Here is a 20,009-nt window from a genome sequence, read left to right on the forward strand (position 1 = left end):
TATGTTAGTTCAACTGAATTATTCAATTGAGATTTGATCTTGGACATATGTTTATTTTGGGACTCTAAGTTGTTGGTGGAAAACACCAACAACGGCTGAAAATACTGTAGCACGCTTTTCCCACTTCTCAAAAATTTACTTATCCGATTTCAATAAAGTTATAATTAACATTACATTATTAAGTTCTATTTATTGAGATTGCAAGTAGAATTTTTTTAAGAATTTATTAATTGCCTTTTCTAAATCTTCTTTATTTTCCATAAATGGAATATGCCCTGATTTACTCTTCCATAATAACATATTGGGGAATAAAACTCCTTTATAATGTTTGGGACCAATAGTCCAATCATTTTCACCATAAAAAAACAATACGGGAATTTTAATATCTGGAGTATATTTTTTAAAGTTAATCAAGTAGTCTTTGTGTGATAGTCCAATGCCACCGAAATCATAATTCCAGTTGGGGATTTCGTCAAAAGTATTGTTCATTATCGTTTCATTATCTTTATTTGCATAGGCTAATTTCCACGTTAAATCTTTTTCATTTAGCAGCGGAAAAAGGCGATTCAATTTATCTTGAATGCTAATAGTGTCATTCTCATAAAAAGACACATCTTTCAAGCCAAGTATTTCACAAGCTTTAGGTATCCAACTTTCGCTGATACTCTCGGTAAGATTGAGAGAACAATTAAACATCATCATACCTTTTATGGATTGAGGATGTTCCTTTGCATAGCCAGTTACCACTGTCCCTGAAAAAGAGTGCCCCATAATAATCCAACTTTCAAATCCCAAAAATTTTCTAATTTCTTCAAAGTCTTGAATCATTCTGACCATACTATAATTACCATCTGCTGGACTGGTTGAACGGCTAACGCCTCTCAGGTCTAGATAAATCATTGTAAATCGTTTTTCTAATATATCACCTGCAAATTTTTCCATCCAATAACTTCCTGAACCAGGTCCGCCATGTATATAGAGACATGGGGTGCCTTTTCCTTTGACGTTTAAATATAAGTTTACATTATCAGAGGTAGTAAAATATTGCTCTTGACCTTTACAATTGATAGTAATTAAGACAAATGAAATTAAAAATAATAGTTTATTCATTACTAAATTTTGTTTAAGTCTATACTCGTTTTATAAATGTGCTTTAAGGTTGACGACACAACCCATATCTATTCCAAATTTATAAAAAAATTTACTATGAATTGCAACACTTAGCCTCCTCACTACTATCAATTTCCTCTTCTGTTAGGTTGTAGAGGTGATAAACTATTTGTGTTTTGTGGGCGTTTTTTTGTAGTTTAAATGAATTACATAGTAAGGTTTTTCCGGGGTTCACTTTTGTCTTTTGAGAAATGAAGTTGGTGGTGGAAAACACCAACAACGGCGTCATAATATTCTTCATTCCAACCCTACCAAAATAAACCTTTCTATCTTTATTATCAATAAGTTGAATGACGAATTTTTTCCGCTATTATTGGAATCATTGGAGCGAACTTTTACAGTCCTTCGACACTTCTCCCAAAAAATCAGATTTTTCAGAAGCTCACCCGAACAAGTGTCGAACAAGGCCTGAACAAAACCCCTAAAAAATACTCGCAATCAGACAATATACGCCATGTAGAACAGGAATTTCAAGGGGTTCTCCATGTTGCAATTGGTGAGGTAGAGTGGGTGTTTTTCATTTATTGAATGCTCTGCATGTTGCAATATTATGCGGTGCATAGCACACTACCCAATAAATAAACCCTACCTTTGCCAAAAATTTAAAGGAGTGACCTAACATACTAGTGCTTGCTTCGTAAACACAATTTATGTCATTCAACTCATTAGGATTATCTGATGCTTTACTTAAAGCAGTCAGCAAACAAGGTTATACAACGCCTTCACCAATTCAACAAAAGGCCATTCCGTTAATATTAGAAGGTAAAGATGTCTTGGCATCGGCACAAACTGGTACCGGAAAAACGGCAGGTTTTACACTGCCAATGCTCCAATTGTTATCGCTAGGGCAACCGTTGCGTCAACGCCCAGTTCGCGCTTTGGTACTAACACCAACTCGCGAATTGGCGGCACAAGTGTATCAAAATGTCAAACAATACAGTACCTATTTAGATATTAGAAGCACCGTTATTTTTGGTGGTGTTAATCAGAATCCGCAAGTAGCCACCCTCCGCAATGGTGTGGATGTGCTTATTGCAACACCTGGGCGTTTATTGGATTTGCATAACCAACGCTTATTGTCGCTCGCCAATATTGAGATTCTCGTGTTGGATGAAGCTGACCGGATGTTGGATATGGGCTTTTTGCGTGATATCAAAAAAATTATGGCGGTCATGCCTGCCAAACGTCAAAACCTTTTGTTTTCGGCTACATTTTCTAAGGACATCAAAGCCTTGGCAAATGATATCCTGAACCATCCGGTATTGGTAGAAGCCACACCAGAAAACACAACGGTAGATGCTATTGACCAACAGGTTTATCGCGTTGCCAAAGGTTTGAAGCCTGATTTGCTGGTCAAATTGATTTCTGACGGCAATTGGGAACAGATACTGGTCTTTACACGCACCAAACATGGCGCCAATAAACTGACCAAAAAATTGATCAGCAGCAGTATTACAGCCATGGCCATCCATGGTAATAAAAGTCAAGGAGCCAGAACCAAAGCCTTGGACGGTTTCAAAAAAGGAACGGTTAGAGTGCTCGTAGCCACTGATATTGCTGCCCGCGGACTGGATATTCCGTTATTGCCACACGTGATCAACTTTGAGCTGCCTAATATTCCTGAAGATTATGTTCATAGAATTGGTAGAACAGGAAGGGCAGGAGCTAGCGGACTGGCCATTTCATTGGTGAGTGCTGACGAAACGAGTTTCCTTCGTGATATTGAAAAACTGATAGGCGAACGAATTCCTATGGAGATTGTGGAAGGTTTTGAACCAGATCCCAATGCCTCTACCGAGCCAATTAAACAGGGGCAGGGACAAGGGCGTAATAGCAGACCACAATCGAGAAAATCTTCAGCTGGCAATAGCCAATCGTCTGGAAGTTCTAACCGAAATAGAAATAGGAGGAGAAATTGAAGTTGAAGTTGAAGATGAAGTTGAAATTGAAATTGAATTTGAACATGAAATTTAAAATTGACGTTGCTTAGTCAAAGTTTAAAAGATAAAATGATTGCGGTTTGTGATGCTAAAATTGCTTCCAAAGGCCCCAATGTGGGGTTGTCTTTTTATGCTTTCTTTGCGAACAAAAATGATCATCCTGAATTGTTGATGGAAGCTGCCACATGGTGGATCCTGACGCATAAGCTGGATCACTTTGAGAAGGCGTTGAAGATTAGGGCTTTGGTGGCTGAATAGGTTTTTCTCGCAGACCTCGTTTCTTGGCACGCAGAGTCGCGGAGGCCCAGCGTTGAAATTGAAGTTGATACTTCGACTACGCTCATTTACCGAGATGAATATGAAGAACAACCTAGGAACTACAGACTAACAACTATAAACTCTGAAAAATGCAACCCAATAACCCCTTACATGGCATCAAACTGGAGCAGATTATTAATGATCTGGTGGCACATTATGGATGGGAATATATGGGGATGATGATCAAAATCAAATGTTTTAACGACGATCCTTCGGTGAAATCTAGCTTAAAGTTTTTAAGACGCACGCCTTGGGCACGCACCAAAGTAGAAGCCATGTATTTGAACATGTTGGCAAAAAAGCGTTAGTCGGAAAGTGGCTTTCCTATCTCATTAATTTCATCTGTATTTGGAGTCTTAGGGTTAGGTCCCCATTTATTTGTCGTGCTTTCACTGTCCTGAACTGTAAAAATCAAAAGGATAATTCCACCTACATAAGGAATTATGGCTAGAAGGTAAAACCACCCACTCTTACCAGTGTCATGAAGTCGCCTGATGGTAATGGCCAATGCAGGAAGAAAGGACATTAGGAAATAAATCACCAAAAGGAACATCGGGATATTCATCCATTCTGCTTCATCCATCATTCCAGATAGAAAGGCCAAAATAAAGATGAATGGCACATGAAAAAGCATAAACATCCAATATTCGGTGCGTCTGGCTCGTCCGCTAAAGTCTACATATTTATATTTGAAAGCGTCTAAAAACCAATCCATAGGTTGTAAGTTTTATTTGAGTAAATGCTAAAATAAAAAGATTTCTAAATAATCAGCACAAAAAACTTGGATTTTGGACAAACGGTTAAAAATATGTTGATTTTCAATAAATTGAGATGTTCGAGTAGAAATTGTTAGGTATGTGAGGATCTTTTCTGTCTCGTCGGGTAATCTTGATTCTTATTTATAACAGCGCAGCGGTCTTACTTCTTTTTGACACAGATTGCACGGATTACACGGAATTTACAATAATAGCTAGATCTTCAATAGTTCTAGAATCCAGTCTTAATACTTAATACCAACAGCGCAGCGTTCTTAATTCTTTTTGACACAGATTGCACGGATTACGCGGATTTCAAAAAGAAAGCTAATTTTCAATAATTCACAGATCAAGTCTATATTCTAACATCTATCGGCGCAGCGTTCTTAATTCTTTTTGACACAGATTGCACGGATTACACGGATTTTAAAATAAACGCTAAGTTCTTCAATAATTCACAGATCAAGTCTATATTCTAACATCTATCAGCGCAGCGATCTAAATTCTATTTGACACAGATTGCACGGATTGCACGGATTTTAAAATAAACGCTAAGTTCTTCAATAATTTACAGATCAAGTCTATATTCTAATATCTAACAGCGCAGCGGTCTTAATTCTCTTTATACGGATACATCATCTTAAAAGTGTCATTCACACTCTGATGTAATATAGTGGCATGGTTTTCTTTAGGCAAGAACAGAAATTCAGCCTTAAGATTTGGTTTCCCTGAGTTTTTTAAAAGATCAGCCAAGCTTTTAGCTTCCCGTTCCATAATCTCACCTTCGGTTCCAACAGCAACAAAAACATTGACTGGTATGGTCTTGTGGGCTCCAAGAAACATTTTGGCATCTCTGAGCAAGGTCTCATTGTCCCACCATAAACTCGGACTCACAATTATATAATCTGTAAACAATGTTGGTTTGTTGAACAGGATTTCTGTTGCCAGCAAACCACCCAAGGACTGCCCGATGAGCATTTTTTGTGCGTTTGTAGCGTAATTGGCATTGATGTAAGGTTGTACTTCGTCTTCCAAAAAGCTGATAAATTTCCGTGAACCTCCAGTAGTTGGAAAGTCTTTCTTTAATTTTTTATCGATTGTAGGGAAGGTGAAATCGCGTTTGCGATCAATATTTGCAATGCCCACCACGATGGATTTTGGCATGTTCATTTGCAGATTGAAAAACTGCACCAAGCCTACAATGTGGATAAAATCTTCATTCATACTGCCGTCCAAAACATAGATTACTGGATATTTTAAAGTATCAGATACTTTATAGCCTTCTGGGAGATAGATATTGAGCGTTCTTGATTCTGACAGGATTTTAGAATCGAGGGTCACCACGTCGCCAATTGTCAATGGGGTTTTTGAACTTTCCTTAATAACGGTTTGTGCTTCTGCGGAATTGAAGCTTACGATAATCAATAATATAGTGAGAAAAAGGTGTTTCATCTATGAGGTTTAAATAGGGTGTGTTTTCTTTTTAGGAATGGTTTCAAATATAGTTTATAGATGGGATTTAATGAATTTTTAGGACACGGATTACACGGATTACACGGATTTCAAAACAAAAGCTAGTTCTTCATATTCCACGAATCAAGTCTTAATACAGCTCAGCGATTTTAATTCTTTTAGACACAGATTTCACAGATTCAAAGGATTTCAAAACAAAAGTTGTTCTTTAATACTTTGCAAATCAGGTCTTATGATTAATACTAACATCGCAGCGGTTTTAATTTTTTTTGACACAGATTAGACGGATTACACGGACTTCAAAACAAAAATTGGCTCTGAAATACTTCATACTATCGAGGCAGCCCCCTCAAATCTACTCTAATCTTCCTCCTCTTCGAACAAAACAATCGTCGCATCAAATTCGGCATCCTTAAATTCGTCACGACTGATCCAATATTCAGATGTGGTCATAATGTACGAATTATCGCCAGTAGCCTTCAATTGCCAAACAATATCTTCCGCTTCATCAAAGGCTTCCTTTCCTGCCAATTGATCAGCAAACAAGCGTTTGATCACGCTGTTGTTGGCCAAGGTATGGTCCAGAACTTTCAACACCACTTCTTTGGTCACGTCTTTATTGGGCGTAATCTCAAATTCAATGATGGTAGCCTTTGTGCTCGGAAACGTTCCGTTATAGGCTTTAAATAGCAGTTGGTTGATGTTGAAAAGGTCATGGTGTAGGCTGATGTCAGTATACTCTTCAGAAATCTTATCGAGTAACATGTCATGAGACATCTGGTCGATTTGTCCTTCGTTTAAATACTCAGACAATTTATAATCTAATAAAATTGCAGCCGCCTCAGGGCCTTCAAAATCTGAGATGGCCATAAAGAGCAGGTCTTTGAGTTCTTCAGGTTTGGAATTTTTGGCGTCCGGAAATCCGAAACGATTCAAAAGTTCAATATAATCTGCAGACGTCCATGCATCTTTAAATTCTTCAACAGTTTTCACACTATTGATAATCATATGATAGTTCATAATTACTTCTTTTTTAATTCAAATAAATCAGTTCTTCTATCTTTCAAGTTTCTGACACTTCCAAATTGGTTCAGTTCTCTTAAAAGGTCAATATCCACATCAGCAATCAGGATCATTTCAGCGTTCTGAGTTGCTTCGGCTTTGACACCGTTGGTAGGAAACGCAAAATCACAAGGTGTAAATACCATAGATTGCGCATATTGGATGTCCATATTTTGGACATTCGGTAAATTACCCACACTACCTGCAATGGCTACATAGCATTCATTTTCAATAGCTCTTGCCTGTGCACAATGGCGCACACGGGAGAAGCCGTTTTGGGTATCGGTCAAAAAGGGGACAAAAAGGATGTCCATACCTTCATCAGCCAAAATACGGCTCAGTTCAGGAAATTCCACATCATAACAAATAAGGATACCTATTTTACCACAATCAGTATCAAAGGCTTTTAGCTTGTTACCGCCAACCATGCCCCATACCTTGGCTTCGTCAGGGGTGACGTGTAGTTTTTCAAAACGTTCTGTACTGCCATCACGCCTGCACAAATAGCCTACATTATAGAGCTGACCATCCACCACTTCAGGCATGCTGCCTGTAATAATATTGATGTTATATGAAATGGCTAATTTTGAAAATCGCAGGACCATTTCTGGCGTGTATTTTGCCAGTTCTCTAATGGCCTCTGGGGTTGACATATGGTTGTTTCCAGCCATCAACGGCGCGTTGAAAAACTCGGGAAATAAAGCAAAATCACTTCGATATCCAGAAACAGAATCAATGAAAAACTCAGCTTGCTGCATCATTTCGTCCATATCCTTATACAAGCGCATTTGCCATTGTACCAATCCCAAACGAACGACTTTTTTATTGGTTGTAGCCTTTTTTGACTTTTTCTCGTAGTAGATATTACTCCATTCCAATAAGACCGCATAATCCTGCGACGACGCATCGCCTTCAAGATAATTCTTCAGAATTCGGGTGGGATGAAAATCATTGGAGATTTGAAAATTAAGCACCGGATCATGGATTTCCTTGCGCCTTACTTTAGCGATGTATTCTTTAGGAGACAAGGTGTCTGAAAACTTGTGATAATTTGGAATTCGGCCACCAAAGGCCAAACCTCTTAGGTTTAAGCGTTCGCACAATTCTTTTCGATAATCATAAAGTCGGCGTCCTAAACGCAAACCCCTAAATTCAGGTTTGATAAACACGTCAATGCCATAAATCACATCGCCTAGGTTGGTATGCGTGCTAAACGTATAATTTCCAGTAATATCTTTATAGGTGTGGTTGTCCTCAAATTTTTCATAATCAACTATGATGCTTAAGGCACAACCTGCAATTTGATTGTTGACTTTAATCACCACCTGACCTTCAGGAAATTCTTCGGTCAGCTTTTTAATTTGATGTTCTTGCCAAAAGGCATCAGGCATGGTGGTGTATGATTCAATCATGGCCTGTTTTAATTCCTGATAATCATCAAGGTTTAAATATTTTAATTCTATATTTTCAATCTCATTCATAGTGTAATTCAATGATGTTTGTTTGATGCTGCGAAGATAGTGATATCTAAACTGCTCTTATTATTTTATTTATCTGAGGGCTTTTATGCCTTCATAAACGACGATTCCTACAGCGTTGCCAAGGTTTAAACTCCGTACATGTTCACTAAATAAAGGAATTTTATAAAGTTGGTCTTTATGAGTCTCTAAAATTTCTTTAGACAACCCAACTGATTCCTTTCCAAAAATCAAAAACAAATTGTCTTTAAACGGAATGTCCCAATAGTCATTAGTGCCATGACTTGATAAGAATGCCATGTTTTTATCCTGGTGTTGTTCAAAAAATGTTGCGACATTTTCGTAAGTAGTGATGTTGACGTGTGGCCAATAATCCAATCCGGCGCGTTTAAGGCGAGAATCGGTAATTTCAAACCCGAAAGGTTTCACCAAGTGCAAATGTGCGCCAGAGGCTAAGGCCAATCTGCCAATATTTCCTGTGTTGTTAGGGATTTCAGGTTCAATGAGAACAATGTTTAAAGGCATATTAATGGTTTAATTTGTCGCAAGCTACGGCGATTAAGGGGAATTGTTCATCAAAAGTGATGTTGGCATTGTCTTTAAAAACAGTGGTGTTTTGGGCGTCCACTTCCACATCACCATAACCTTGGAGCAGGCTATTCCCTTTTTTTAGAAAAATCAATTCCCCCTTTGATGTGGTGCCCTCGGCTTCAAAATCATAATCGGCATACAAAGTATCACCTCTCATTACACCTTCAAAAGAGCCGTGGCTGGCGTCTTTCTCGAATACATTATAGACCATTTTCCCGGTCACAAGGGTTTTGTTCTCCTTTAGCATGAGTTTGATGGTATCTTTGTTTTTGGCGTACATATAGCAGTGTTCCTCAATTTTTATTTTCGGTTTTTCATTCGCTTCAGTTTGTAGAGGTGCTGCTTCTGCTTGGGGTTCTTTGCAGGAAATACTCAATGTAAACAATGATAAGACCACTGTTTTTAAGATTGTTTTCATTTTTATTCCGAATTATTTTTCACTCGTCAATAACTAAAAAGAAACCTATTCCTTACAATTAAGAATAGGTCTCCTGTGCGTTTATATCAAAAAAATTATTTTTTATTTTTTTGTATCTTTTATTGTTTTTTTATCAATGTCAAACTGATTGACATCCTCTTTATTGACTCCTGTCGGATTGGTAGGTGTGGTCTGTTCAGTGGTTCTTTTAAATTTCTTGTTATCGTCTATAACTCCCATGATTTCTAGTTTTAAATTCCTTGATAAGTTAATAAAAAGAGAACGGAATTATATTAAGATTGTCTTAAAATTTAAGGGCGACATTAGCGCTTGACTATTCTATGGCCTTAGGAGCGGACTTATAAAGCTGTTGATGTTTTCAGGCCCATTAGAAGTTAAATGCTTTATAAATGCACTTCCTATAATGGCGCCTTTAGCATGCGTTGTGGCTTGCGTAAACGTTTTATGGTCAGAAATACCAAAACCAACTATTTGCGGACTCTCCAGCTCCAAGTTGGCAATACGCTCAAAGTAATCTGTTTGTGCGTCTCCAAATCCAGAACTGCTACCCGTTACACTGGCGCTACTTACCATATAAATAAATCCTTTTGAAAGTGAGTCAATGAATCTAATCCGTTCATCAGAGGTTTGTGGCGTAATCAAAAACACGTTGATGATGCCATACGCTTCAAAAACAGCTTTGTATTGCTCGTTATAAACATCCACCGGTAAATCAGGAATAATGAGTCCGTCAATACCCACTTCCGCACATTTTTTACAAAAAGCTTCCACGCCATATTGCAACATCGGATTGAAATAGCCCATGATGACCAGAGGAATGCTGACCGTTTTTCTGACGGCTTGAAGTTGGTCAAAGAGCACATCAGTTGTCATCCCATTTTTTAGAGCTTGGGTAGAACTTGCTTGAATAGTTGGCCCATCTGCTAAAGGATCACTAAAAGGCAATCCAATTTCAATCATGTCCACACCGTTCTTTTCCAGATCTTCAATGATGCCTACGGTATCCTTTAAATTTGGATACCCTGCGGTAAAATATATGGAAAGTAATTTTTTGTTTTCTTGTAATTTTTTGTTGATTCTGTTCATAGAAAATTTATTTTTTCATTTCCGCGCAAGCGGAAATCTCATTTGTTGATGCTCCAAGAATATTGGGAATCCTTTGTTAAACTTTATCTTTAAAAACCTATCAGGTTTTCAAAACCTGAGAGGTTTCGTGTGCATAAAAAATATTGAGAAGAAGCGATTTTTATTGGTCTCAAATTTAGTTAAAACTATGTACTTTAGTGCATCTCGCTTTAGCTTCTAAAAATTTTGACACGAATTTCACGAATTTTCACGAATTCATTGGTTCATTGAAAATACAGTCGTAAATCATTTACTGTAAATTTCACGAATGCAACAGACTTTCAGTCTGTTTTAAAAAATCTATGGCACTTTAGTCCATAATGATTTAGTTTCATATACCTCCGTCTTTTTTGTAACCACAATCTTATCTACCACAGGTGCATTAATATATTCCAAATTTTAATTTAAGATGGACGTACTTGCGTTAAGGATTGAGGCATTGTTGGAGCTCCTCGAAGAGAGCGACTGCCGAAAGCCTGACCCTTGGGTAACGCCATAATTTTAAAGATTAAAATGCTTTACATAAGTATCCAAATCCTTATCCCCACGACCAGAAAGGCTGACCACAACTATATCATCAGGTTGAAACTTTTTATGTTCAAAAATGGCCAAGGCATGGGAGGTTTCAATAGCAGGAATGATGCCTTCCATTTTGCACAAATCCAATCCTGCGGTCATGGCATCATCATCTGTAATGGCGATAAATTCAGCGCGTCCACTTTTGCACAAGTGCGCATGCATCGGGCCAACCCCAGGATAATCCAAGCCTGCAGAAATACTGTAAGGCTCCGTAATTTGACCATCAGGAGTTTGCATCAAAAGCGTTTTGCTACCATGAATAATCCCTTCCTTTCCCAATATAGACGTAGCAGCACTTTCACCAGAATGCACACCTTTGCCCGCAGCTTCCACCGCAATGAGCTTGACCTCTGTATCTTCTAAAAAGTGATAAAAAACACCAGCGGCATTACTGCCACCACCAACACAGGCCACGACATAATCAGGCTTTGTGGTACCTTCTTTTTCTTTAAGCTGCCATTGGATTTCTTCAGAAACGATTGCCTGAAAACGCGCTACCATATCTGGATAGGGATGTGGGCCAACCACGCTACCAATAATATAATGGGTGTCTACCGGATTATTGATCCAATCCCTGATGGCCTCATTAGTAGCATCCTTTAGTGTGCGACTTCCAGAAAGTGCAGGCACTACTTTTGCGCCCAACATTTTCATTCGTGCTACGTTTGGAGCCTGACGTGCAATGTCAACTTCTCCCATATATACAATACATTCCAAGCCCATCAGTGCACAAACCGTTGCCGTGGCGACCCCATGTTGACCAGCCCCAGTCTCTGCAATAATACGGGATTTGTTCAAGCGTTTGGCCATCAAAATCTGCCCAATGGTGTTGTTGATTTTATGTGCGCCTGTATGATTGAGGTCTTCCCGTTTTAAGTAGATTTTCGTATTATACTTCTCGCTCAATCGTTTTGCAAAATAGAGTGGGGAAGGACGCCCTACATAATCTTTAAGCAAGGCATTGAATTCTTCTTGAAATTCTGGTTCTGCCATTACCTTGAGGTAGTTTTGGCGCAATTCTTCCACATTTGGATACAGCATTTCAGGGATGTATGCACCTCCAAATTCGCCGTAATAACCTTTGTCATTAATGTTGTATGTCATTTTTCACGAGATTAGAACTCACAAGTTTTCAAAACTTGTGAGGTTGGGTTTAATTTTATTTTTAAATTCTTTTAATATTTTGAGATCTTTCAAACCTGGCTCACTTTCAAATTTGCTATTCACATCAATGGCATAGCAATATTTAGAAGCGTTGCCTTGAAGGAATGCGGTGATGTTGTCAGTTTCTTCCAATCCAATGCCACCACTTAAAAAGTAAGGTTTAGTTGATGGGTAATTTTTCAAAACATCCCAATTAAAGGTGTAGCCGTTGCCTCCTGGGAGTTTGCCTTTGGTGTCAAACAAAAAGTAATCGCACACCAATTCATAAGGTTGTAATTGGTCAAAATTGAAATGGTCTTTGATAGAAAATACTTTTACAATATCAATTTTGCTGTCATTGCTAGCGTGGCATGGCAATCTCTCATTTTTAATTGCGTTTACGTTGTCGATGTTCTCCTCGAAGTGACGTTTTAACTGGCTGCAAAACTCAGGTGATTCTTCACCATGTAACTGGACGACATCCAAGCTGTATGTTTCTACTTTTTCAAGAATCTCATCCATTGAAGCATTCACAAAAACCCCTACTTTTTTTGTTCCTTGGGGTAACTGTGGCATATTTCCATTGAAAAACCTAGAAGATTTTTCATAGAATATAAATCCGAGATACTCTGGTTGCAGTGCGGCAATTTCTGTGATATTAGCTGGATGCTTCATACCGCAGATTTTGATCCTCACCCCAGCCCTCTCCAAAGGAGAGGGGGTTTGACCCGGAATTTGTTTAATATTTTCGCTGCTCATTTGAATTTCGATGTTTGTTTCAATATTTAAGTAAATCTTTTATAAATGTGGAAGCACTTTCACCAGCATTCTCTGTTTTCATAAAGTTTTCTCCTATTAAAAAGCCTTGGTACCCATAAGGTTGTAATGCTTTGATGGCTTCAATGTTACTGATGCCGCTTTCTGATACTTTTATAAAGTCGTTCGGAATTAATGTGCTCAAGTGTTTGCTGGTGTCCAAACTCACCTCAAAAGTTTTTAAATTGCGATTGTTTACCCCAATCATGTCTAAACTTGGCATGACTGATTTGTGTAATTCTTCTTCATCATGGATTTCTAGAAGCACATCGAGATTTAAGCTTTTTGCCAATTCAGAAAACTGTTTGATCTCTTCTTTGGATAAAATGGCTGCAATAAGCAAAATCACATCGGCTCCGTAGGCTTTTGCTTCCAGAATTTGATAGGTGTCAATAATAAATTCTTTCCTGAGCAAAGGCAATTGGCAACTTGCTCTTGCCAACAACAAATCGTCCAGAGATCCTCCAAAATATTTGCCATCCGTTAAAACAGAAATCCCGCAAACTCCCGCATCTTCATAACCCTTGGCCACGTCAAAAACATTCAGGTTTTGGTTGATAACCGATTTTGATGGCGAACGTCGTTTGTGCTCGGCAATGATTCCTGAAGAGCTGTGCTGCAATTTGTTGACTAAAGAAACAGTTGCTCTTTCAAAAAACACCGATTGTTCCAATTGTGAGACAGGAATAATCAATTTTTTGAAGTCAACTTCTTTGCGCTTATCAGCGACGATATGGTCTAAAATGTTCATTTTATAATCTGTTGTGTGTTGTGTGTTGTGTGTTGTGTGTTGTGTGTTGTGTGTTGTGGGTTTTGTGTTGTGGGTTGTGGGTTGTGGGTTTTGTGTTGTGTGTTTTGTGTTGTGTGTTGTGTGTTGTGTGTTTTGTGTTGTGTGTTGTGTGTCTGCTATGTCGACTTGACTGCTAACTGCCAACTGCTGACTGCCGACTAACTGCTACTTATTTTAACTAAGGTCTCAAACTTCTCTCTCGCTCGTCCGCTCAACAATGCTTCTTTGGCCAATTCAAAACTGTCTTCAACAGATTTTTTGGTAACTGTGGCAATGGCCATGGCGGCATTGGCGCAAACCACATTATTTTGTGCTTCTGTGCCTTGGCCATTTAGGACCTGCGTGAATATTTTTGCTGCGTCTTCTACAGATTCGCCGCCATAAATATCATGTTGATTTAAAGTCTCCACACCAAAATACTCTGGATTGATAATTGTTTCTGAAGCATTGCGGATCACTTTTGCTGGTCCAGTCAATGAGATTTCATCATAGCCATCCAGAGCATGAATAATCGTGTAATTTTTATCGGTATTTTGATAAAGATAGCTGTACATCCTCAACAACTCCAAATTGAAAACACCCACCATCTGATTTTTTGGAAATGCTGGATTCACCATTGGTCCCAACATGTTGAAAAATGTTTTTACGGCGAGATCCTTACGGATAGGCGCCACATTTTTCATAGCAGGGTGAAAGAGTGGTGCATGCAGCACACAAATACCGGCCTCGTCTAAGGAACGTTTTAGAAAATCGATGTCAGCGGTGAATTTAATACCTAAATGCTCCATCACGTTAGACGATCCGCAGGCAGAAGATACACCATAATTACCATGTTTGGTGACGTTAACGCCAGCGCCTGCAGTGACAAATGACGCCAATGTTGAAATATTAAAGGTGTCTTTACCATCGCCACCTGTGCCGCATAAATCAATGCCATTGTAGGCGTCTAAATTGACGTGTAAGCAAAGTTCCAAAAGTGCATCTCTAAAGCCTTGTAATTCTTCAATAGTGACGCTTCGCATCATATAAACTGTAAGGAATGATGCAATCTGGCTTTGATTATAATCGCCTTTGGAGATGTTGACCAGCACCTGTTTGGCTTCTTCACTAGAGATGCTTTCTTGATTGATGAGTCTGTTGAGTATGTGTTTCATGCTACTTCCCACGAAAGTGGGAATCTTTTTTGATTAAACTAAGTTTTTTGTACCTGTATAAAATAGAATTTACTTTTACATAAACGCTTCCTGACTCATCCCGTTTTCCTGGGATGATTCCACCTTCCCTATTAAAGGAAGGCATTTTGATCACTCTTATTTAAACTTAAATTCATGAGATTCCTGCCTTCGCAGGAATTTTAATCCAATTTTCTAAAATCTTTTTCCCATGCGGTGTCAACACCGATTCTGGATGGTATTGAACCCCTTTTAAATCGTATACCTTATGGCGTAAGGACATCACCTGACCATTTTCATCATAGGAGGTGGCTTCCAATTCTTCTGGCAAATTTGGATCCAACACCCAAGAATGGTAACGCCCAACTTCAATGGTTTTATCCAATCCGTTAAAGAGCGATTCGTCGGTAACACAACTGGTCACTTTGGTAGCCACACCATGATAAACATTCTCAAGGTTGATTAAGGTGCCGCCATAAACTTCGCCAATGGCTTGCTGACCGAGGCAAACTCCTAAAATGCTTTTTGTGGGTGCATAGGTTTTTATAATGGCCTTTAGCAGTCCCGCTTCATCTGGAATTCCTGGTCCTGGGGATAGCACGATTTTTTCAAAAGCATCCACCTCGTCTAAGGTGAGTTGATCGTTCCGTTTTACGGTAACCTCACAGCCCAAATCTTCAAGGTAATGAACGAGGTTGTAGGTAAAACTGTCGTAATTGTCTATAACTAGTACTTTCATATGCATTCCCCGCGAAGGCGGGGATCTTTTTTGATTAAAATTAAAACTCGGTGTGGATGCTAGAGTAAACGTAAAGCTCTTAAAAACCCTTCCGTCATCATCCCGTTTTCTCGGTATGAATCCACCTTCCCTTGAAATAAGGGAATTAATTCTTTGCGTTTATATTTCCTTCCCCATCTCAATTGCCTTCGTCAATGCACCCAACTTATTGTACACTTCCTGCAGCTCATCTTCGGGCTTTGACTTAGACACTATGCCGGCACCTGCCTGCCAATGTAGTTGGTGGTTTTTGCTCAAAAACGTTCGGATCATAATGGCGTGATTAAAGTTACCTTCAAAATCCATAAATCCGATGGCGCCGCCATAAAAATCACGGCTCGTTTTTTCGTATTTCTCGATGAGTTGCATGGCCCTATGTTTTGGCGCACCGCTTAAGGTTCCCGCAGGAAAGGTGTCGGCAACCATTTGCATGGTGGTCGTGTCTTTATGTTTTTGACCAGTGACCTTACTTACTAAGTGAATAACGTGCGAAAAGAACTGCACTTCTCTATATTTTTCTACCGTTACCTGACTGCCGTGACGGCTCAAATCATTTCGAGCCAAATCAACAAGCATCACATGTTCAGCATTTTCTTTATCGTCAACTGCTAATTGTTTGGCGAGTTCAGCGTCCTTTTCATCGTTTCCGGTCCGTTTGAAGGTGCCTGCAATTGGATGGATTTCGGCTTTGTCTTTATTGATGACCAATTGTGCTTCTGGCGAGCTGCCAAAAATCTTAAAATCGCCATAATCAAAATAGAAAAGATACGGAGAAGGGTTGATGCTTCTCAAAGCGCGATAGACATTAAATTCATCACCTTTAAATTGCTGTGAGAATTTTTTGGAAAGTACCAATTGAAACACATCGCCTCTGGCACAGTGCTTTTTTGCTAGGATTACATTGTCTTTGTACTCATCATCGGTTAAATTTGAAGCGGTCTCACCATCTGTTGAAAAATTAAAGGCCGCAAAGTTTTTTGATTTGATGAGCTGTAAAATTTCATCGATATTGTTATCAGTATCATAGCAATGGGCGAATACATAGGCCTCATTTTTAAAGTGGTTGATAGCGATGATGTTCTGATAAACCGCATAATAAATATCAGGAATATTTTGATGGCCTTCTTTTTTTGCAATGTCTACATCTTCAAAATAGCGCACCGCATCATAAGCAATGTATCCAAAAATGCCATTATTAATGAACTTGAAGCTCTCTTCAGAATGGATTTTAAAGCGCTGTGTAAAATTATGGATTACATTGGCCACATCAGTATCCGGAGTGATGTGAGTAAACACTTGACTTTTATCAGGAAAGGTTTCTGTAATGGTTTCATCCTTCACTTTTATGGAAGCAATTGGGTTGCAACAGATATAGGAAAAACTGTTATCATTGGCATGATAGTCACTACTTTCCAAAAGAATGCTGTTTGGGAATTTATCCCTGATTTTTAGATAGATGCTTACTGGCGTGATGGTGTCAGCCAGTATTTTTTTGTAATGTGTGTATAGACTAAACGTCTTCATAGGTTTCAAAGGTTATAAAAATGCAAAAAGGCCTGTCGTGAATGACAAGCCTTTTTTATATTAAATTAAATATACTATAGCGTTACCTCACGAATGTTGTTTCGAAAAGTTCCACCACCAAGTATGATTTAAAATTGTGTACATGTTTTTGTTTTGTCAAATATAGAAATGAAAATTAAGTTTTTCAAACAAATTGAAAAGAAATTCTAAAAAAGAATCCACTTCCTAAGTTTTTGGAAGTAGGATTCTCGTTATTTGATGTGGCTACTAACCAATTTTAAAGTTTAGAATTTAAGGTTGATGCTTAAATCAAATTCATCATAGATAGCTTTATCTTTCAAGTTGTCAAAGAAACTTGCTGAGCCATATTTGATGTCATATTTTGTTCTGTCAATCTTTAAGTTAGCAATAGCAGAGTTATTGTCTTTTATAGTCATGTTAAAAGTGTTTGGAAAGCTGATGCCCTTGATGGTCAAATCTCCTGTGACTTTATATTTACCGTCTTTGCCTTCTACCTTGGTAATCACAAATTTTGAGGTCTCGTGATTGGTAGTTCCAAAAAAGTCATCTGATTTTAAATGACCTTCAAGCTTGCCTTTCATTTCTCCTTCTAAATCTGTTACGGTCAATGTTGACATGTCCATAATGAAAGATCCTCCTGTTAATTGGTTGTTGTCATTAAATTGGAGAGTACCTTCTTGAAGTTTAATGGTACCTTCATGTTGTCCTGTTACTTTTTCTCCTTTCCAGTTGATTTTACTGTTAACCACGTCAACTTCTTTTTCTGTTGACACTGTAAAAGCGGCGAATGCCATTGCTAAGATTATTGTAGTTTTCATAAGAATTTGTTTTTGATATTAGTATTTAAATTAATGGTTTTAATCTCTGAGTTTTGTTAATAAATGATTCAAGGTTTGAAGTTCTTCCTGAGTTAGGGGAGACGCTATGTGTGCTTCTGTTTTTTCAATGACCGGATCAATCTCCAATAAGGCTTTCAAACCTTTTTCTGTGATGAAAATGTCAACCTTACGCCTATTTTTTTCACATATAAATCGTTCTACAAAGCCTTTCAAAATGAGCTTATCCACCAACCTTGTGGTATTACTCATCTTACTGACCATTCTGTCCTGAATGTCCTGAAGGTTGGTCGGTTTGCCGTGTTGGCCCCTTAGAATTCTGAGTACGTTAAACTGTTCAATAGAAATATCAAAGGGTTTTAGTACATGTAACATACTGTCCTTAATTGTCGTACTGGTGTAGGAAATATTCAAAACGGTCTTTTTTGCCAATGGCATTTCGGATTTTGTTTTTAAAATATCTTCCAACTCTTTCATGTACAACAATTGTATATACAAATGTAATCGTTCTTTTTAAATTAACATCGATGCGGTATATAATTTTTTGTTAAAATTCCAGTTGAGATCAAATGGATTTTTATTTTTATGACATGAGAATACTGTGTTTATTAGTGTTGGTTTTATTGATGTCATGCAAGAATGAATCTCAAAAGAATGGGACGGTTGTAGATGCACATAGCCCAGTTGAGGTACGAGAGCGCCCGTTAGAGATCTATGACTTTGAAGGCTTAAAGCCGTTTTTAAAAACTACATCAGATACGGTGTATGTGGTTAATTTTTGGGCCACTTGGTGTGCACCCTGCATTAAAGAAATGCCATATTTTGAAACTTTGAACGCGAGGTATAAAAACAAAAATGTAGAAGTGCTATTGGTGAGTTTGGACTTTCCTAAGAAGTACGATTCCCATTTAAGGCCCTTCATAAAGAAAAACGGATTACAATCTAAAGTTGTAGCTTTGGATGACGCCGACTTTAACTCATGGATCCCGCAAGTTGATCCAGATTGGTCAGGGTCTATACCTGCAACGCTCATCTTTAACAAAGACAAACGTGAGTTTTATGAACAATCCTTTACCTATGACGAATTGGAAACCGAACTTCTAAAATTCATCAAATAACATTCGCTTCATTCCCTTTTAATAATGGAACGTTTCTTGAAGTGTTAATGAAACTATTTAAAAGAACATCACATGAAAAAAATAAAAGGAATTATAGCCATCGCCGCAATTATGATGCTTTCGGCTTTTACAACGGTAAGCAATGGGTACAAGGTTGGAGACATCGCCACAGATTTCAATCTGAAGAATGTTGATGGGACCATGGTGTCGTTGTCAGATTATAAAGACGCCAAAGGATTTATCGTCATTTTCACCTGCAACACATGTCCTTATGCGGTGGCTTATGAAGATCGAATCATTGCCCTTGATAAAAAGTACGCATCCAAAGGCTACCCTGTTATTGCCATCATGCCCAATAATCCTGAGATCCAACCAGGAGATTCTATGGAAGCGATGAAGCAAAGAGCACAGAAAAAGGGCTTTACATTTCCGTATCTAATGGATGAAGGCCAAAAAATTTATCCCCAATATGGCGCTACAAAAACACCACAAGTGTATGTGCTTCAAAAAACCAGTAAAGGCAATGAAGTAAAATATATTGGAGCCATAGATGATAATTATCAAGATGCTAAAGCGGTCAAAACCAAATATGTTGAAAATGCTGTTGACGCTTTAATGTCAGGTCAACCTATTAAAGAAACTGAGACCAGAGCGATTGGGTGTTCTATAAAGTCTTAATTAGTTGGCGTTAAACGATGTCTGAAAAATTTATTGAATTCTTATAATTAGAAATATTTTTTTAGAACGCTATTATTTGATTGTCCATGTAAACAGCAACCAAATTGACGCGTAACTGTTAAAAATTAAATCTGAGGTGTAACACTTCGGATTTTTTTTCGTCTTTGTCCTAAAGAAATGTTAAATTTGCATCTTTGAATATA

The 20,009-nt window shown here is 38.2% G+C and carries 22 protein-coding genes; 5 read left to right on the forward strand and 17 right to left on the reverse strand.

Going from position 1 to position 20,009, the window contains the following annotated elements; translation table 11 throughout:
• Positions 1 to 189: 189 nt before the first annotated feature.
• A complete protein-coding gene (locus A9996_RS00240; RefSeq protein WP_066429546.1) occupies positions 190 to 1,110 on the reverse strand; it encodes an alpha/beta fold hydrolase in 921 nt (306 codons plus the stop codon).
• Positions 1,111 to 1,820: 710 nt separating this feature from the next.
• On the opposite strand from A9996_RS00240, the gene A9996_RS00245 reads away from it, so the two are divergent.
• The 3 genes from A9996_RS00245 to A9996_RS00255 all read left to right on the forward strand — a co-directional run bounded on the left by A9996_RS00245 (position 1,821) and on the right by A9996_RS00255 (position 3,736).
• Positions 1,821 to 3,089, forward strand: coding sequence for a DEAD/DEAH box helicase (locus A9996_RS00245; RefSeq protein WP_066429548.1), 1,269 nt, complete (start codon positions 1,821 to 1,823; stop codon positions 3,087 to 3,089).
• 90 nt (positions 3,090 to 3,179) lie between these two features.
• A complete protein-coding gene (locus A9996_RS00250) occupies positions 3,180 to 3,368 on the forward strand; it encodes a DUF6500 family protein (protein WP_066429902.1) in 189 nt (62 codons plus the stop codon).
• Positions 3,369 to 3,517: 149 nt separating this feature from the next.
• Positions 3,518 to 3,736 (forward strand): VF530 family protein, encoded by a 219-nt coding sequence (locus A9996_RS00255; protein WP_066429551.1) that lies wholly within the window; start codon positions 3,518 to 3,520, stop codon positions 3,734 to 3,736.
• On the opposite strand, the gene A9996_RS00260 is transcribed toward A9996_RS00255, so the two are convergent.
• The 16 genes from A9996_RS00260 to A9996_RS00330 all read right to left on the reverse strand — a co-directional run bounded on the left by A9996_RS00260 (position 3,733) and on the right by A9996_RS00330 (position 18,487).
• On the reverse strand, positions 3,733 to 4,143 hold the full coding sequence (locus tag A9996_RS00260; protein ID WP_066429553.1) for a DUF805 domain-containing protein: 411 nt from the start codon (positions 4,141 to 4,143) through the stop codon (positions 3,733 to 3,735). The two genes, A9996_RS00255 and A9996_RS00260, sit on opposite strands and share 4 nt — an antisense overlap.
• Positions 4,144 to 4,795: 652 nt before the next feature.
• Positions 4,796 to 5,635, reverse strand: coding sequence for an alpha/beta hydrolase (locus A9996_RS00265; protein ID WP_066429554.1), 840 nt, complete (start codon positions 5,633 to 5,635; stop codon positions 4,796 to 4,798).
• 381 nt (positions 5,636 to 6,016) lie between these two features.
• A complete protein-coding gene (locus A9996_RS00270; RefSeq protein WP_066429557.1) occupies positions 6,017 to 6,676 on the reverse strand; it encodes a hypothetical protein in 660 nt (219 codons plus the stop codon).
• A gap of 2 nt (positions 6,677 to 6,678) precedes the next feature.
• The gene (locus tag A9996_RS00275) at positions 6,679 to 8,199 is read right to left on the reverse strand and encodes a bifunctional GNAT family N-acetyltransferase/carbon-nitrogen hydrolase family protein (RefSeq protein WP_066429559.1); all 1,521 of its coding nucleotides are present in this window, start codon (positions 8,197 to 8,199) and stop codon (positions 6,679 to 6,681) included.
• Between the two features lie 69 nt (positions 8,200 to 8,268).
• Positions 8,269 to 8,721 (reverse strand): tRNA (cytidine(34)-2'-O)-methyltransferase, encoded by a 453-nt coding sequence (locus tag A9996_RS00280; RefSeq protein ID WP_066429564.1) that lies wholly within the window; start codon positions 8,719 to 8,721, stop codon positions 8,269 to 8,271.
• 1 nt (position 8,722) lies between these two features.
• Positions 8,723 to 9,205, reverse strand: coding sequence for a hypothetical protein (locus A9996_RS00285; RefSeq protein ID WP_066429567.1), 483 nt, complete (start codon positions 9,203 to 9,205; stop codon positions 8,723 to 8,725).
• Between the two features lie 102 nt (positions 9,206 to 9,307).
• Entirely contained in the window at positions 9,308 to 9,445 is a 138-nt protein-coding gene (locus tag A9996_RS20045) for a hypothetical protein (RefSeq protein ID WP_169817222.1), read from the reverse strand.
• 99 nt (positions 9,446 to 9,544) lie between these two features.
• Positions 9,545 to 10,312 carry a tryptophan synthase subunit alpha gene (gene trpA, locus A9996_RS00290; protein ID WP_066429570.1) on the reverse strand — a complete coding sequence of 256 codons (768 nt, stop codon included), beginning with the start codon at positions 10,310 to 10,312 and terminating at the stop codon, positions 9,545 to 9,547.
• A gap of 540 nt (positions 10,313 to 10,852) precedes the next feature.
• A complete protein-coding gene (gene trpB, locus A9996_RS00295; protein ID WP_066429573.1) occupies positions 10,853 to 12,034 on the reverse strand; it encodes a tryptophan synthase subunit beta in 1,182 nt (393 codons plus the stop codon).
• Between the two features lie 18 nt (positions 12,035 to 12,052).
• Positions 12,053 to 12,769 carry a phosphoribosylanthranilate isomerase gene (locus tag A9996_RS00300; RefSeq protein WP_066429910.1) on the reverse strand — a complete coding sequence of 239 codons (717 nt, stop codon included), beginning with the start codon at positions 12,767 to 12,769 and terminating at the stop codon, positions 12,053 to 12,055.
• 82 nt (positions 12,770 to 12,851) lie between these two features.
• Positions 12,852 to 13,640: an indole-3-glycerol phosphate synthase TrpC gene (gene trpC, locus A9996_RS00305; RefSeq protein WP_066429912.1), complete on the reverse strand. Its 789-nt coding sequence runs from the start codon at positions 13,638 to 13,640 to the stop codon at positions 12,852 to 12,854.
• 197 nt (positions 13,641 to 13,837) lie between these two features.
• Positions 13,838 to 14,833 (reverse strand): anthranilate phosphoribosyltransferase, encoded by a 996-nt coding sequence (gene trpD / locus A9996_RS00310; protein WP_066429576.1) that lies wholly within the window; start codon positions 14,831 to 14,833, stop codon positions 13,838 to 13,840.
• Between the two features lie 172 nt (positions 14,834 to 15,005).
• Positions 15,006 to 15,590: an anthranilate synthase component II gene (locus tag A9996_RS00315; RefSeq protein WP_066429580.1), complete on the reverse strand. Its 585-nt coding sequence runs from the start codon at positions 15,588 to 15,590 to the stop codon at positions 15,006 to 15,008.
• 159 nt (positions 15,591 to 15,749) lie between these two features.
• Complete coding sequence (locus A9996_RS00320; protein ID WP_066429588.1) at positions 15,750 to 17,153, reverse strand: anthranilate synthase component I family protein; 1,404 nt, start codon at positions 17,151 to 17,153, stop codon at positions 15,750 to 15,752.
• A gap of 284 nt (positions 17,154 to 17,437) precedes the next feature.
• Complete coding sequence (locus A9996_RS00325) at positions 17,438 to 17,992, reverse strand: YceI family protein (protein WP_066429591.1); 555 nt, start codon at positions 17,990 to 17,992, stop codon at positions 17,438 to 17,440.
• A gap of 39 nt (positions 17,993 to 18,031) precedes the next feature.
• Positions 18,032 to 18,487 (reverse strand): MarR family winged helix-turn-helix transcriptional regulator, encoded by a 456-nt coding sequence (locus A9996_RS00330; RefSeq protein ID WP_066429594.1) that lies wholly within the window; start codon positions 18,485 to 18,487, stop codon positions 18,032 to 18,034.
• 113 nt (positions 18,488 to 18,600) lie between these two features.
• Between A9996_RS00330 and A9996_RS00335 the strand changes: the two genes are divergently transcribed.
• Positions 18,601 to 19,128: a TlpA family protein disulfide reductase gene (locus A9996_RS00335; RefSeq protein WP_066429918.1), complete on the forward strand. Its 528-nt coding sequence runs from the start codon at positions 18,601 to 18,603 to the stop codon at positions 19,126 to 19,128.
• 72 nt (positions 19,129 to 19,200) lie between these two features.
• Entirely contained in the window at positions 19,201 to 19,806 is a 606-nt protein-coding gene (locus A9996_RS00340) for a thioredoxin family protein (RefSeq protein WP_066429602.1), read from the forward strand.
• Positions 19,807 to 20,009: the final 203 nt, after the last annotated feature.

The sequence above is a fragment of the Gelidibacter algens genome, from assembly GCF_001678675.1.
Lineage (GTDB): Bacteria > Bacteroidota > Bacteroidia > Flavobacteriales > Flavobacteriaceae > Gelidibacter > Gelidibacter algens.